This window comes from Haloplanus sp. GDY1 (genome assembly GCF_023703775.1).
Classification (GTDB): Archaea; Halobacteriota; Halobacteria; order Halobacteriales; family Haloferacaceae; genus Haloplanus; species Haloplanus halophilus.
This window is the reverse complement of record NZ_CP098514.1, coordinates 2,591,065-2,606,234: the sequence shown is the minus strand read 5'-3', so window position 1 is coordinate 2,606,234 and position 15,170 is coordinate 2,591,065. Positions and strand designations below refer to the sequence as shown.

Annotated in this window: 13 protein-coding genes; 5 read left to right on the top strand and 8 right to left on the bottom strand. The window is 71.7% G+C overall.

Annotation, left to right across the window (positions count from 1 at the left end; translation table 11 throughout):
* Window positions 1-24 precede the first annotated feature (24 nt).
* From NBT67_RS13930 to NBT67_RS13915, 4 genes are all read right to left on the bottom strand, one after another.
* Window positions 25-1,425: a ribonuclease FAU-1 family protein gene (locus tag NBT67_RS13930; protein WP_251342366.1), complete on the bottom strand. Its 1,401-nt coding sequence runs from the start codon at window positions 1,423-1,425 to the stop codon at window positions 25-27.
* Between the two features lie 108 nt (window positions 1,426-1,533).
* Window positions 1,534-4,224 carry a hypothetical protein gene (locus NBT67_RS18070; RefSeq protein WP_305881847.1) on the bottom strand — a complete coding sequence of 897 codons (2,691 nt, stop codon included), beginning with the start codon at window positions 4,222-4,224 and terminating at the stop codon, window positions 1,534-1,536.
* On the bottom strand, window positions 4,221-5,948 hold the full coding sequence (locus NBT67_RS13920) for a PGF-CTERM-anchored ABC transporter substrate-binding protein (RefSeq protein WP_251342365.1): 1,728 nt from the start codon (window positions 5,946-5,948) through the stop codon (window positions 4,221-4,223). The genes NBT67_RS18070 and NBT67_RS13920 overlap by 4 nt, the downstream gene beginning before the upstream one ends.
* A 151-nt stretch (window positions 5,949-6,099) precedes the next feature.
* Entirely contained in the window at window positions 6,100-6,519 is a 420-nt protein-coding gene (locus NBT67_RS13915; RefSeq protein ID WP_251342364.1) for a DUF8059 family membrane protein, read from the bottom strand.
* Window positions 6,520-6,593: 74 nt separating this feature from the next.
* Between NBT67_RS13915 and NBT67_RS13910 the strand changes: the two genes are divergently transcribed.
* Both NBT67_RS13910 and NBT67_RS18190 read left to right on the top strand, forming a co-directional pair.
* Window positions 6,594-7,730 (top strand): serine hydrolase domain-containing protein, encoded by a 1,137-nt coding sequence (locus NBT67_RS13910; protein ID WP_251342363.1) that lies wholly within the window; start codon window positions 6,594-6,596, stop codon window positions 7,728-7,730.
* A 227-nt stretch (window positions 7,731-7,957) separates the two neighbouring features.
* Window positions 7,958-8,179 carry a zinc ribbon domain-containing protein gene (locus NBT67_RS18190; protein WP_425498923.1) on the top strand — a complete coding sequence of 74 codons (222 nt, stop codon included), beginning with the start codon at window positions 7,958-7,960 and terminating at the stop codon, window positions 8,177-8,179.
* Window positions 8,180-8,197: 18 nt separating this feature from the next.
* On the opposite strand, the gene uvrA is transcribed toward NBT67_RS18190, so the two are convergent.
* On the bottom strand, window positions 8,198-11,176 hold the full coding sequence (gene uvrA / locus NBT67_RS13900) for an excinuclease ABC subunit UvrA (RefSeq protein WP_251342361.1): 2,979 nt from the start codon (window positions 11,174-11,176) through the stop codon (window positions 8,198-8,200).
* 54 nt (window positions 11,177-11,230) lie between these two features.
* On the bottom strand, window positions 11,231-11,581 hold the full coding sequence (locus NBT67_RS13895) for a cell division protein SepF (RefSeq protein WP_251342360.1): 351 nt from the start codon (window positions 11,579-11,581) through the stop codon (window positions 11,231-11,233).
* Between the two features lie 112 nt (window positions 11,582-11,693).
* On the opposite strand from NBT67_RS13895, the gene NBT67_RS13890 reads away from it, so the two are divergent.
* Entirely contained in the window at window positions 11,694-12,341 is a 648-nt protein-coding gene (locus NBT67_RS13890; protein ID WP_251342359.1) for a DUF1028 domain-containing protein, read from the top strand.
* Window positions 12,342-12,366: 25 nt separating this feature from the next.
* Here NBT67_RS13890 and NBT67_RS13885 read toward each other — a convergent pair whose 3' ends face one another.
* Complete coding sequence (locus NBT67_RS13885; RefSeq protein ID WP_251342358.1) at window positions 12,367-12,552, bottom strand: hypothetical protein; 186 nt, start codon at window positions 12,550-12,552, stop codon at window positions 12,367-12,369.
* A 77-nt stretch (window positions 12,553-12,629) separates the two neighbouring features.
* Window positions 12,630-13,109, bottom strand: a complete 480-nt coding sequence (locus tag NBT67_RS13880) for an RNA-binding protein (protein WP_251342357.1) — start codon at window positions 13,107-13,109, stop codon at window positions 12,630-12,632.
* Between the two features lie 126 nt (window positions 13,110-13,235).
* Here NBT67_RS13880 and NBT67_RS13875 point away from each other — a divergent pair, with 126 nt between their 5' ends.
* Window positions 13,236-13,547, top strand: coding sequence for a beta-ketoacyl synthase chain length factor (locus NBT67_RS13875; protein ID WP_251342356.1), 312 nt, complete (start codon window positions 13,236-13,238; stop codon window positions 13,545-13,547).
* A gap of 48 nt (window positions 13,548-13,595) precedes the next feature.
* Window positions 13,596-14,918, top strand: a complete 1,323-nt coding sequence (locus NBT67_RS13870) for a ribonuclease catalytic domain-containing protein (protein ID WP_251342355.1) — start codon at window positions 13,596-13,598, stop codon at window positions 14,916-14,918.
* The last annotated feature ends 252 nt before the right edge of the window (window positions 14,919-15,170 follow it).

Sequence of the window (15,170 nt, the reverse complement as noted above, 5' to 3'; positions counted from 1 at the left end):
AGAACCTTCGGCCGGTCGCCGCACTCACAGCGCCTCGACGAGGCTCGACGCGACCGACCGCGCCTTCTCCGCCAGCGCCTCGGACACCCGTCCGGCGTCGACGGCCGCGTCGAGTTCGTCGTCGTCGACCCGGCGCACCTCGCCGTCGGGTCCCTTCACCACGTCGACGTGGAGGTCGACGTAGCGGACGGCGTCCGGGAAACACTCCACGGGCGTGCAGACGTTGACGTAGGTGCCCTTCCGCTCGCCGTCCGCGCCGCGGTAGACGGTTGGATACCACCACCGCCCCTCGCGGACCTTGGTGGTCGCCACGTCGCCGGCCGCCCGGTCGACGCCGAGTGCGTCGTAGGTGCCGCCGGCGGTCATCTCCCGGCGGAGCGTGAGCGTGCCGTCGGCGTCGCGGTCGGTCACCGCGGCCCGGCCGAGGACGATCAGTCGGCCGTCGGGCTTGCCGTGTTCGAGGCGGACGTCGTCGCCGACGGCGGGGCCGAAGGTGTCGGTGACGGCCTCGAAGGGGAACTCGCCGTCGGCGCGGGCGCCCCCGTCGTCGGACAGCGCCTCCGCGAAGTCGACGGCCCGACTCGCGTCCCCGGAGGCCGCCTTGATCCGGTGGTGGCCGTGCATCGTCGTCGTCACGTCGCGCCGGCGGTCGTCGAGGGCGAACCTGGCCTCGCGGCCGAACCACACCCACGTCGTCGCGGCGGGGGCGGCGACGCGACGAACCGGGGCGACGGGGTCGTCGACGGGCACCGCCTCGGCGCGGTCGACCGCCCGGGAGAGCGCCGTCTCCAGCGCCCCCATGTCGGCGTCGGTCGCCGCGTCGTCCCAGCGCAGACCCCACCCCTCCGGCGGGTCGACGTCGAGGAGGTCGGTCATCCCGGCGAGTTCGCGCCCGGCGGCGTCGTCCCGGGTGTCGACGCTCACGCCGGCGGCGCCGTGGACGAGCGTCGCCGGGCCCGCGCGCACCCGCACGTCGGTGTCGAGGACGGGCCGGCGGTCGGTCCACGGCGCCGCCGACTCGTCGACCCGGACGCGGCGTTCGTCGCCGACGGCGACGTGGTCGTCGGCGTTGCCGAAGGGGAGAAAGCCCTCGCAGTCCCCGAGGTCACACACCGCGCCGCTCCCCAGGGTCTCGGTGACGCGGGCGTCGAAGACGGCGTCCCGCGGGGCGGGGGACTCCCACGCGAGGGTGTCGCGCGAGAGAGAGAGGGACTCGACGGCCGTCGCCACGGCGTCGGGGGCGCCGGTGACGCCCACGCCCTGCCGGTCGGCGGTGGTCTCGACCGCCACGTCGTGGGTCGCCGTGCCGAACTCGGCGTCGAACCGCTCGCGGATCGGATCGGAGGCGTCGACGACGGCGTGACCGGCGTCGAGGAAGCGGCGCGTGAGCGCGGTCGTGTAGATGCCGCGGATGCGGACGTTCATGCGGGACGCGGGAGCGGGCCGGCCGACGGCCGACCGGAGAGGGGTTCGGCGTACATCACACCGGCGCTTGGACCCGAGGGGTTTTGACTGCGACGGAGACGCCCGTGGCTACCGGCGCCGACCGACCGCGGCGAGGAGCGCCGAGAGCGCCGCCACGAGGGCGGTCGGGGCGCCGAAGCCGGGACCCGACGCCGCGGTGCGGGTCGCCCGCCCGGCCGTTCCGGGCGTCTCGCCGGCGGCAGCGGCGTCGGGGTCGGTCGCCGTCGGTGACGGCGTCGCTGACGGCGTCGGGGTCGGCGCCTCGGTCGGCGTCGCTGACGGCGTCGCGGCCGGGGACGCGGCTCCCGCCCCGACGCTCACCGTCCGCGCGTCGGCCGCGTCGGCCGTCTCCGCCCGGAGGGTGTACTCGCCGGCGTCGAGGCCCGAGACGTCGACGGTCGCTCGCCACCGCCCCGAGGCGTTCACCGCGGCGTCCGCGACGGCGGCGACGCTCGCCCCCTCCCGGAGGTCCAGCAGGACGAGCGTGCCGTTCTCGCGGTTCGAGGTGCCCGCGACGACGAGGTCACCGTCCCGGCGCGTCACCGTCTCGACGCACACCCGGGGGTCGGTCGCCGTGACGTTCAGGCCGACGAGCCGGTCGTCGACGCCGGCACCGCCGTAGGCGTCGCGGACGATGGCCGCGGCCTCGGCGGCCGTCTCCGACCCCGAGAGTTCGGTCCGGACGGCCGCCGCGTCGCCGCCGTCGGCGAGCGCGAAGGCGCCGTCGCGGCCGGGCGACACGACGAGGACGCGATACGTACCGGGGGTGTCGACGGCGGCGTACTCGAAGTCGAAGGCGTCGTCGTCGCCGACGGTCACGTCGCGGGGGACGACGTCGCCGCGGGGCGTGACGACGTATGCCCGGACCGTCTCGCCGGGGCCGGGCGCGCGGCCGGCGACCCGAACCTCGTCGCCGGCGTTCGTGGCGATGCGGGACCGCGAGAGCGACGCCGAGAGCGACGGCTCGGTCGTCCCGACGGCCGCTCTCCCGACGGTGTCGAAGTCGTCGAACGTCGACTCGGGGAGCCGGTCGGCCGACCCCAGGTGGGCCGATCCGGGGTCCGCGACGGCGACGACCTGGTATCGACCGGGGACGGTGAGCACCGCACGGGTGTCGAGGTCGACCGCCCAGGATCCGTCGTCGACGCGGGCCTCCGCGAGTTCGTCGGCCTCGCTGTCCTCGTACAGCGGCGCGTACGACCCGCCGACCGAGGCGTAGAGTTTCACGTCGTCGGCGCCGCGGGCCGTCCCGGAGACGGTCACCGTCTCGCCGACGGTGAGGGTGGTCCGGGCGGGCGTCACCGAGACGTCGCGGTCGTCGACGGTGAGGGGGACCGTCGCCTCGGGGTCGGCGGTGGCGTTTCGCGCCACGGCCACGTCGTGGGTGCCGTCGTCCAGCAGTTCGGTGTCGAGTTCGACCCTGGCGAACCCGGAGTCGTCGAGGCCGACGACGGCGTAGAGGGCGCCCGCCTCGGCGTCGGCGTCGACGAACGCGAGGCCCTCGGCCCCGCCGAACAGGGCCTTCGCGGTGGGGACGGTCACCGACTCGCCGTCGCGGAGCGCGGCGGCGGGCACGCGGACGTGCCGGACCGCGCCCGGCGGACCGCTCACCGTCGCCACCGTCGACTCGCCGCGGGCGACGCGCGTCCGACTCAGCGAGACCGTGCGCGCCGCCTCGCGGACCCGGACCGTCGCCGTCGCGTTCACGTGATCGAGGTCGTCGGCCCCCTCGACCCGAACCGTGTAGGTGCCGACCGCGAGGTCGGACACGTCGAGTCGAACCGTCTCGCCGTCGGTCGCCACCGTCGGATCGTCGGTGAGTTCGTCGGTGACCGCCAGTCCGTCCGCGTTCTCGACGATCACCGTCGCGTCGTCGGCCGCGGCGAAGTCGAAGTCCGGGTCGACGGTGAGCGTCTCGACGCTCGCCGGGATCGAGGAACCGGCCACCTCCGTCTCGGAGACCGTCCCGCCCGGATGGAGGTCGACGTCGGTCACGTTCGGTCGCTCGACGACGACGGCGGCGTCGCCGCCGGCCGTGAAGGCGTACTGTCCGGGGGCGAACCCGTTGCCGAGCGTCACGTCGACGGCCGTCGCGTTGGCGGCCTCCGCGGCGCCGCCCTCGGCCCCGCCGCCGACGCCGTAGAACCGCTCCGGTTCGCCCGCCGGCGCGGCGCCGTCGAGTCCCGTCAGGTCCACGTCCTCCTCGCCGAGGTAGAGGACGGCCCCCTCGGTCGTGACGCTCCGGTCGCTCGCCGTCGCCGAGGCGGTGACCGTGCCGACCGCGCCGCTCGCGTCCGTGGCGCCGTCGCCGTCGGCGTCGACCGTCGCCGTCAGGCCGTGATCGCCCGTGCGCTCGACGGCGACGCCGGAGACGGTCACGGTCACGGTCACCGCCTCGGCGTCGACGCCGGCGTCGTCGTCCCACGAGACGACCACCGCGTTCGCCCCGGCGTCGACGGCGGCGGTCACGCCCGTCGCGTTCGGCGCCGCGTCCCGGGCCGTCACCGCCGCCCCCGAGAGGTCGAGGCCGTCCGGGGCGGTCACCGTGACGTTCGCGTCAGTCGTCGCGTCGGTGGTGTTCACGCCGGTCGCGTTCACCGAGAGGTCGAGGGTAGTCGTCGCGCCGGTCGAGACGGTCGTCGGGGAGACGCCCGCCTCCCCGAGGCCGACCGCCGCACCGCTGGCCGGCGTGGCGGCGACGGCGACGAGGAGGGCGACCGAGAGCGCCGCGAGCGCGCCCCGACCGACCGCCGCGGTCATCGGCGCACCCCCGCGGCGGCGAGTAGGACGGCAGCGACCGCGAGCAGCGGGCCGAACCCGGGGGCGCTCCCGGGGGTCGGCGTCGGAGTGGGGGTCGACGCCGGCGGCTCCGTCGTCGCCGCCCGGAACTCGCCCGTCCCCGTGGGCGTGGGTTCGGCCGTCGCCGTGGCCGTCGCCGTCGGGACGGCCGTCCCGTTCGTCGCCGGTTCGGCCGGGGAGTCGGGCTCCTCGACGGCCAGCAGCAGCGTCGCGAACCCGGTCGTCCGCGCCTCGTAGACCAGGGTGTCGTTCGCGGCCGCGGCCGTGGCGTTCCCGCCCGTGGCGGCGTCCGCGGTCCCGTTCGCCGCGCCCGCGGTCACCCGCGTCGTCCGCAGCGGCACCCAGCCGGTGCCGTTCGACCGGAAGAGGGTGACGGTGTCGGGGTCGGCGCCGTCGAGTCGGCTCCGGTTCACCGCCAGCCTGAGCGTCAGGTGGTCGACGTCGCCGGCGAAGACGCCGTTGCCGGAGAGGCCGACGGTTTCGAGGGTGCGCGTCCCGTTCGGGGGCGTGACGTCGCCGCCGTGTCGCAGGCGGAGTTCGAACGTCGGGTTCACCGTCGCGAGCGTGACGTTGACCCGGCGCACCGAGGCGGTCGCGTTCGGCCGCGGGGGCACGTCGAAGCTCACTCGATCCGAGCGGCCGAGGTTCGAGGCCTGCAGGCTGAGGCTCCCGTCCGCGAGGCGTTCGGCGGTCGTGCCGCGCCGGTCGCCGAGCGACGACGTCTCGACCCGCCCCTCGATCTCCGACTCGTAGGCCTCCGGATGCAGGACCCGCACGAGGTCGAGGATGGCGTTGACGATGCGCGGGGCGGGCTGGCTGATCTCGTTGGCGTCGAGGACGACCGCGTTGCCCTCCCGGTAGGCGGTCGTGCCCTCGTAGATCCCGCCCGGTCCGGCGGGCACCGTCGCGGTGTCGTACTCGTCGCCGTTCAGGACGAACCACTCGGGGTTCGCCGCGACCACGTACTCCGCGTTGACGTCGTAGTAACCGGACGTGGTGACGCCGTTGGCGTTCAACTCGGCGCTGTCGTCCGCGACGTTGTCGCCGCCGGCCGTCTGGATCACCTCGTGGATGAAGGTCCCCTCGCCGGCGGTGAAGCCGAAGAAGGTGTAGAACACCTTCGGCCGGTCGACGTCCTCGACGGCCTCCCTGACCACGTCGAGTTGCCGTTCCATCTCGTCGGCGCGGCTGTCGGCGCTCTCGCAGTGCCCCACGAGTTCGCCCGTCAGCCGCGTCTTCTCGACGACGTCGTCGAGGTCCTCGGCCATCTCGAACTTGTACACCGTCACGCCGGCGTCGCGGAGCTGCGTCACGACGTCGCCGTCGATGGTGTTCGGCGCGAGGACGAGGTCGGGATCGAGCGCGAGCGTCTGTTCGACCGTCGCGTCGCTGTTGCCCGTCCCCACCGTCGTCTTGTCGTCGGCGCCGGGGAGGTAGGAGGCGTACGTCGAGACGCCGACGACCTCCTCCCACGCGTCGATCTCGTACATCGTCTGTGCCGCGCTGGGGTTGAGCGTCACCACCTCGTCGGGGTCCTCGCCGACCGTCACGTCGGTGCCCGTCGCGTCCGTCCGCGTGATCGGAAACGCGCAGTCCCCGGACTGCGCCGCCGCGGTGCCGACGCCCGCGGGTCCGAGCGCCGCGACCAGCACGAGCGCGACGACCACACACCGTGTCGTGTCCATGTCCCGTTCGACCGGTTTGCCAAATATAAATTTACCTAACGAAAGTGGAGTTGAGTGGGGAGGACGCGACCTCTCGTAGCGATTGACCGTCACTGCACAACGGATCGCAGTACAGCGTACGATCTGCTGTGTGGACCGTCTCAATCGCCACCTAGTCGTCGGCGACGGCGGGACCGGACCCGGGGCCGACGCCGGGCGTCGCCGACCGGGTCCACGCCGCCCACGCCATCAGGAGCATCGACGCGACGAGGGCGACGCCCCAGAGCAGGATCGTCGGCAGAAGCGCCGTGAACCCGGCGCCCTCGCCCAGCCAGATGGTCGTCGGGAGGAGCCACTGACCGGTCAGAAAGAGCCCCGTGACCGCCGTCCGGAGTCGGCCGGCGAGGGCCAGCGACTCGACGGCGAACCCGGTGACGATGGCGAGGATGGAGAGCACGCCCAGATGCGCGTGGGCGCCGATCATCCACCCCGGCGGCGCCTGCCCGCCGCTCAACAGGCCGAACTGGTGCAGGCCGACCAGCATCATCACTGCCAGTCCGAGGAAGCCGGAAGTTTTGAGTATTCGTGTCATTCGACACCAATAACCACAGAGCGGTACTTGGCTCTGTCGACGGGCTTTCGGTCCCGTGGCGAGACGTCACGGGTATGGATTCGCCGTTCACGACCGATCCGGCGGCGCGCGTGCGGCAGGTCTTCGAGAGCCACGTCGCGGCCGGCCTCCATCACGGGGCGCAACTGGCGGTGTACGACGGGGCGGACCTCGTCCTCGACTGCGCGGCCGGGACCGTCGGCCCCGACGGCCCGGAGACGACGACCGACCGCCGGCACGTGCTGTTCTCGTGTACGAAACCGTACGCCGGGGTCTGCCTCCATCACCTCGTCGAGCGGGGCCGCCTCGACTACGACGACCCCGTTCGCGACCACTGGCCCGAGTTCGCCGCGGCGGGGAGCGAGAAGGCCGCGGCGACGGTGCGACACGCCCTCAGCCACCAGGCCGGCCTGCCACGCAGTCCGCTCGACGACGACCCGACGCGCTGGACCGACTGGGACGCCGCCGTCTCGGCGATGGAGGCCCTGGACACGGCCTTCCGGCCGGGGTCGACCGCCGCCTACCACGCGCTCACCTACGGCTTCCTCGTCGGCGAACTCGTCCGCCGGGTGAGCGGGCGCCCCGTCGACGCCTACGCCCGGGAGCACGTCTTCGAGCCGCTGGGGATGGCCGACACGAGCATCGGTCTCCCGGCGGACGACCCCGACGACGTCGCGACCCTGGCCGGCTTCGAGGCGGGCGAGCGGTGTCGGGAGAGCGCGGCCGGCCTCTCCGGGACGGCCGCGGAGGCCGCCGCGCTGTTCAACCGCGAGTCGGTTCGCCGGGCGGTCGTCCCCGCGGCGACGGGCGTCGGGACGGCCCGCGACATGGCGCGCTTCTACGCCTGTCTGGCCAACGGGGGCGAACTCGACGGAGTGTGCCTGCTCGATGCCGACACCGTCGACGAGGCGACGAGCGTGCAGGCCGAGGTGGAGCGGGACGGGACGATGGGCGTGCCCCGGCGCTACGCCCTCGGCTTCGAGCGCGCGGGCACCGCGTGGGACAAGTACGGCACCGTCGCTCCCCGGGCGACGTTCGGCCACGGCGGCCTGGGCAGCATCGTCGGCTGGGGCGACCCCGAGTCGGGGCTGGCGATGGCCTACGTCACGAACGGCATCCGCGACGAGGTGGAACACGCGATGCGGGCGAACGCGATGGCCGACGCGGTGCGGACCGCGTTCGGCTCGTCCTGACTTCGTCGCCGGGGCGAACCGTTTTGCCGTCGTGCCGGCAACGTCGACGCATGGCCCCCGGAGACGGCGACCCAGACGACGCGGACGAGTCGGAGCGCCCCGCCCACGTCTACTGTCCCGAGTGCGGGACGAAGGCGTCCGCGGACTGGGCGTTCTGCAGGAACTGCGAGGCGTCGCTCGACGACGCGGCGCCGGCCGACGCGCTCACCGCGAGCGGCGACGGGGAGGTGGTGGACCTGTCGGGGGCCGTCGAGGGGGAGACGGGCTGTCCGAAGTGTGGACACACGGACGCCGACGTCGACGACATCGCGACGACCGGCGTCGGCCTCTCCCGACTCTTCGACGTCCAGAACCGGCGGTACAGGGCGGTCTCCTGCACCAGATGCGGCTACACGGAGTTCTACAAGGGGCGGAGCCCGAGCGAAGTGGTCGACCTGTTCATCGGCTGAGGTCGCCCGGGGACGCCCTCAGTCGTCGCTGGCGGCCTTCGCGGGCTTGCGCCGGTCCTCGCGCGGCCCGGCGAGGTCGACGGCGGGCAGCAAGTCGCGCAGGTAACGCCCCGTGTGGGAGTCGTCGAGGCGGGCCACCTCCTCGGGGGTGCCCGTCGCCACCACCTCGCCGCCGCCCTCGCCGCCCTCCGGGCCGAGGTCGATCACGTGGTCCGCGTTCTTCACCAAGTCGAGTTCGTGTTCGATCACGACCACCGTGTTGCCGGCGTCGGCGAGGCGGTGCAGCACCTCGATCAGCTTGCGTTCGTCCTCGGGGTGGAGGCCGGTGGTCGGCTCGTCGAGCAGGTAGAGCGTCTCGCCGGAGTCCTTCTTGCCCAGTTCCTCCGCCAGTTTGACGCGCTGGGCCTCGCCGCCCGAGAGGGTCGTCGACGGCTGGCCGAGTTGCATGTAGCCGAGGCCGACGTCCTGCAGGAGTTCGAGGCGGCGACGGATGCCCGGGTTCGCCTCGAAGAAGTCTAAGGCCTCGTCGACCTCCATGTCCAGGACGTCCGCGATGGTCGCGCCCTTGTAGGTGACGTCGAGCGTCTCGTCGTTGTAGCGGGCGCCGTCGCACTCCTCGCAGGGGACGTACACGTCCGAGAGGAAGTTCATCTCGATTTTCACCGTCCCCTGTCCCCCGCACTCCTCGCAGCGGCCGCCCTTGACGTTGAACGAGAAGCGACCCTTCTCGTAGCCGCGCTGGGTGGCGAGTTTGGTCTCCGCGAACAGTTCGCGGACGTGGTCGAAGACGCCGGTGTAGGTGGCGGGGTTCGAGCGCGGGGTGCGGCCGATGGGTGACTGGTCGATGAGCCGCACCGTCTCTACCGCGTCGTACCCCTCGATGGCGTCGTGGTCGCCGGGGTCGACCGAGGTGTTGTCGTTCATCTCGCGGGCCAGCCCCTTGTAGAGGACGTCGTGCATCAGGGTGGACTTCCCCGACCCGGAGACGCCCGTGATGGCGATAAACTGACCGAGCGGCAGGCTCACGTCCACGTCGTCGAGGTTGTGCTGGCGGGCGCCCTGGATCGCGAGTGCGCCGTCGCCGGGGTCGCGGCGCTCGTCGGGCACCGGAATCTCCCGGCGGCCGGCGAGGTAGTCGCCGGTGACCGACTCGTCGCAGTCGACCACCGTCTCGAAGTCGCCCTGGACGACCACCTCGCCGCCGCGCTTGCCCGGTCCCGGCCCCATGTCGATGATGGAGTCGGCCCGGCGCATCGTCTCCTCGTCGTGCTCGACGACCAGCAGGGTGTTGCCCAGGTCGCGGAGGCCCTCCAGCGTGTCGAGCAGGCGGTCGTTGTCCCGCTGGTGGAGGCCGATCGAAGGTTCGTCGAGGACGTACAGCACGCCGACGAGCCCCGATCCCACCTGCGTCGCGAGGCGGATGCGCTGTGACTCGCCGCCGGAGAGCGTCGACGCCTCGCGGTCGAGGGTGAGGTAGTCGAGGCCGACCTCCTCCATGAAGCCGAGGCGGGCGCGGATCTCCTTCAGGATCTCCTCGGCGATGGTTCGTTCCCGCTCCGTGAGGGTCGACTCCAGCCCCTCGAAGTGATCGAGCGCGTCCGCGATGCTCATGCGGTTGACCTCGGTGATGGCCGTGCCGTCGACGAGGACGGCCCGCGAGGCGGGCTTGAGGCGGGTGCCGTCGCAGGCGGGACAGGTGGTGACGGCCATGAACTCCTCGATGTGGTCGCGGGTGTTGTCCGAGTCCGTCTCGACGTGTCGGCGTTCGAGGTTGCCGATCACGCCCTCGAAGGGTTCTTCCTTCCGGCGGACGCCGTTTTTCGTCGTCCACTCGAAGAGCACCTCCTCGTCGGTGCCGAAGAGGAAGGCCTCCCGTACCTCCTCGTCCAGTTCCTCGAAGGGCGTATCCAGCGACACGTCGACGTGTCGCGCCATCGAGTCGAGCTGGCGGCGGTAGTACGAGCGGTTGTAGCTCCAGGGCTCGAAGACGTTCTTCAGCGGCTTGCTCGGGTCCTCCACCACGAGGTCGGGGTCGACCTCCTTCGTGTTGCCGATGCCCTCACACTCCGGACAGGCGCCGTGCGGGCTGTTGAAGGAGAAGCTCCGCGTCTCGATTTCGGGGATGTCGATGCCGCAGTGGGTGCAGGCCAGGTCCTCGGAGAACTCGACGACGAGTCGCTCCGTGGCGGCGGCCGCGTCGGCGTCCGCGTCGACGTCGGCCAGGTCGCCCGTCGACCGGGCGGTCGACCCGCCGAGTTCGGCCCCCTCGGGCGGGTCGGGGAGGATCACCTTCAGGACGCCGCCGGCCTCGTTCAGCGCCGTCTCCACCGAGTCCGTGATGCGCGGGCGGGCCTCGGGGTCGACTTTCACCCGGTCGACCACCACGTCGACGGTGTGGTCGTAGTTCTCGTCCAGGTCGGGGCGCTCAACGGTGAGGTCGTAGGGCTCGCCGTCCACCTCGACGCGGCTGTACCCCTCGCTCACCAACGCGTCGAAGCGGTCCTCGAAGGCACCCTTCTGGTCGCGGACGACCGGCGCACAGAGCTTCGCTTTCGTCCCCGTCGGGAGTTCGAGGAGGCGACGCACCATCTGCCCGGCGCTCTGTTCGCCCACCTCGCGCCCGCACTCCGGGCAGTGGGGCGTGCCGACGCGTGCGTAGAGCAGGCGGAGGTAGTCGTGGAGTTCGGTGACGGTGCCGACCGTCGATCGGGGGTTGTTGGCGGCGTTCTTCTGGTCGATGGAGATGGCGGGGGAGAGCCCCTCGACGCTCTCGACCTGCGGTTTGTCCATCTGCCCGAGGAAGTTGCGGGCGTAGGCGGAGAGGGACTCGATGTAGCGGCGCTGCCCCTCGGCGTACACCGTCTCGAAGGCGAGCGACGACTTGCCCGATCCGGAGAGCCCGGTGACGACGCTGAACTCCTCGCGGGGGATGCGGACGTCGAGGTCCTTGAGGTTGTGTTCCTCGGCCCCGCGAACCTCGATGTAGTCCTTGCTCATCTACGCGCGACTGGGGGCCGGACCGGTGAAACCCTGTCGGTTCCGGCGGTCGGCCTACAGCTTCTCGCGGCTGATCTTCACGCCCGTCGGGGTGACGATGACCTGGTCGTCCTCCTTGACGACCACGTCGCCGTCCACCTCGCGGGCGACCTGTCGGAGGTCCTCCAGCACCCGGTCGACCACGCTGTCGCTCGGGCTCATCCGCGTGATGTCCGCGATGACGAGGTCGCCGTCGTAGACGGCGTCCTTGATCGCCATGGCGTCCCGCTGTTCGCTGATCTCCGCGATGTGTACGCTCATCCCCGCCTCCGCTCGCGCCGTGTCGAAGTCGTCGAGGCTCAGTTCCACGTAGTCCTCGGTGCTGTGGGTGCCGCCCCCGCCGAGGATCTTGCTCATGATGCCCATGGTACGTACAGGAACCACCGCCTCATTAGTTCTTGCGTCAGACGCGCGGCCACGACGCCCCGTTCCGTCCGCTCTCCGGACGCTTTTCACCGCGGCGCCCGTCTCCCTCGCCGTGACCTACAGCATCTGCGTCCGGGAACGCGCGGAGGGCGGAGTCCGGTACGGCGTCGCCGCCGCCACCCGCCTCCCCGCCGTGGGGAGCGTCTGCCCGCACGTGAGCGCGCACGGCGCCGTCGCGACGGCCGGCGTCACCGACCCCGAGGCCGGGGAGCGGTGCCTGTCGGCCCTCGCGGCGGGCCGGAGCGTCGGGGACGCCATCGCCGACCGGACGGCCGCGGACGGCGCCGAGAGCCAACTCCACGGCGTCGACGCCGAGTCGACGGCCGCCCACACCGGTCCCGACTGCCGGCCGGTCGCGGGCCACCGCACCGGCGAGGGCTACACCGTCGCGGGCACGTCGCTGGAGGGGAAAGAGGTGCTCGCGGCGCTGGAGCGGGGATACCGGGAGAACGAACGCGACGCGCCGCTGGTCCGGCGGCTGCTCACCGCGCTCGCGGCGGGGGAGCGCGAGGGCGGCGACCGGCGGGGCGAGGACCTCCCGGTCGGGAGCGCGGCCGTCGTCGTCGCGACGCCCGGGACGGGAGAACCCCTCTATCACGACCTGCGGGTCGACGCCAGCGACACGCCGGTGGCCGACCTGCGCGAGACGTACCGGCGCGCGAAGCGAGGGTACGAGGCCGCGGTGGAGCGGTACGGCTGACCGAGCGGCGGCCGGCGCGAGCGCGCTACCCGGCCGCCGCCCGCTTCAGTATCTGGGGCGTGACGAGGACGTCGAGAACGGCGATGGCGTACGCGACGAGCTGGACGGTGCCGTCGAGAAAGAGGTACGCGATGGCCGCGACGGCTATGGCGCCACTCGCGCCGACGGCGTATCTCAGTACCGGGTTCGCAAGCGGGTTCTGCTGTGGCACACCCGTACGCACGGGGCGAGGGGGCTATAATCCGGGGGTGTGTCTCCGGCTCGGAAACGGGAGACGGCGGGGGGCGGCTACACCGAGAACTCGTAGAGGTCGTCGCCGACGTGGTGGACCGACTCGACGACCTTCCCCGAATCGCCGACCATCTCGCTGCCGGGTTCGAGCGCGCGACCGATCGCCAGCGCCTTGCCGTGTGTCTCCTCGACGATCACGACCAGGTCGCCGACCCCGATGTCGTCGTCGGCCTCGACGATGCCCGGCCGCATCACGTCGGCGCCGTCGCTGACGAACTGGACGGCGCCGGCGTCGACGGTGACGACCCGGCGTTCGGGCGGGTACGCGTTCGCCCCCCGGACCGTCAGGACGGGGTCGCCGTCGACGAGGAAGATCGAGGGGTCGCCGTCGACGAGGACGAGGTCGAACTCGGTGCCCACGAGGTCGACGCGCTCGTAGGTGTCGCCGTCGACCACGACGCCGAGCGCGTCCTCGATGGTCGCGGTCAACTCCCCGATCTCGTCGCTGCGCAGGTGGTGGCGGGATTTGACCTCCATACCCGTCGTGGGACCGCTCCCGTCATAAGTCGCCCGTTCCCGCCCGTCAGTCGTTCGCCACCCCGGCGTCGGTCGCGCGTCGGACGCGTAACAAACGCTAAGTGGGCGTGGTGCCTGGACTCGTTCATGTGGCGTTCCGGATCGGACGGCGGTCGGGATCGAAAGACGGTCGTCTGCATCGCGTGTGGCACCTCGCTCCTCCGATCCGAGGCCCGCGAGTACGACAAAGAGGGTGATCGCTGGAGCCGCCACGGCAAGGAGTTCGAGCACCTCTGCAAGGAGTGTTACCGGAACCTCTGTCACCAGCCCCGCGACGAACTCGAAGCACTGCTCGTCGACATCGCCGACGGCGAGGACCTCTCGCAGACCGACTTTCTCGAACGGTACTACGGGACCGTCGAGGAGCGGTACGGCTCGGCCGAGGAGCCCGAGTCCTGACCGCTCCGGCCCGACACGTCTAACTACCCGTCACGTGTAGCCCGTGGCATGACGAACGACGCGCAGGCCCAGGCCGGGACCGCCGAGGGACAGGGTCCGGTGGAGATCAGTCCGGCCGAGGCCAGACAGTTACAGGAGAAACGCGAGGAACTGTTCGAGGAGTTCGAGATTCGGGACACCTTCCCGCCCGCGGTGCTCCGCGAGGCCCGCGAGCGAACCGAGGACGTCCAACAAGAGATCCAGGACGAACTCGACGAGCGGCGGGACCTCCGGGATCTGACCGCGTGGACGACCGACCCGATCGACGCCCAGGACTTCGACGACGCCATCAGCGTCCGCGAGGAGGAGGACGGCTACCGGCTGTGGGTCCACATCGCGGACGTCACCCACTACGTCCACCCCGACTCCGCGATGTGGGAGGAGGCGGTCCAGCGGGGCAACACCGTCTATCTGCCCGCCTACACGATCCACATGCTCCCGCCGACGCTCGCGGAGACGGTCTGCTCGCTCGTCCCCGAGGAGGACCGCCTCGCTCACACCGTCGAGATGGAACTCGACGCCGAGACCCTCTCCTTCGAGACCATCGACATCTACAAGTCCGTCATCCGGAGCGACGAGCGACTCACCTACAGCGAGTGCGAGAACCGCCTCGAAGAGCCGGACGCCCCGCTCCACGAGGAGAACACCCTCGCGTTCGAACTCGCCGACCGCATGCACGAACAGCGCAAGGAGGACGGCTCGCTCGTCCTCAATCCGCGTCGGGACCGCGCTCACACCATCATCGAGGAGTGCATGCTGAAGGCCAACAAGGCGGTCACGCACGAACTGATGTGGAACCGGGGCGTCGAGGCGATGTACCGCGTCCACCCCCAGCCCACCCCCGACCAGTGGAACGACGCGCTGCGCGAGATCCAGGAACTCGACGGCGTCTCCATCCCCTCCGACAGGTGGGACGACCCGCGCAAGGCCGTCAACGGAGCGCTGGAGAACGCCCCCGACCGGATGCTCTCGAAGATCCAGCGCGCCGTGCTCAAGGTGATGCCGCGCGCGAAGTACATGAACGACCCCTTCGGCGGCCACCACGCGCTCAACTTCGACATCTACGGCCACTTCACCTCCCCCATCCGACGGCTCTCGGACCTCATCAACCACTGGATCGTCCACGAGAACGACGTGCCCGAGGACCTGATCGAACTCTGCGACCGCGCCTCGGATCGCCAGAAGGACGGCGAAACGGTCGAACGCATCTACAAGGACTTCATGGAGGAGATCGGGCTCGACCCCTACGCGGTGAACAACCGCGGCGTCGTCACCGTCGACGACGACGGCAACGTGGTGAACGAGGAGGGACTGCCGCCCGGGGAGGACTGATCCGCCGACCGGACGGAGACGACCGACCGCCGTTCGTACCGAACGGATCGTCACGTCGCCTCGTCAGCGCCGAGCCACGGCCGCAGGTCGCGGCAGCGATCCGCCGAGCGTGTCGCTCACAGCCGTCGGACGACGGAGGCGTGAGGGGGAGACATGGGGCGACGGCCCCGAAACTCACGCCAGATGACGCCTCTCGCGTACACGTGAGGCGGGCTCTCGATCGCCCCGACGGGCGTCTCGAGCCATCGGCAC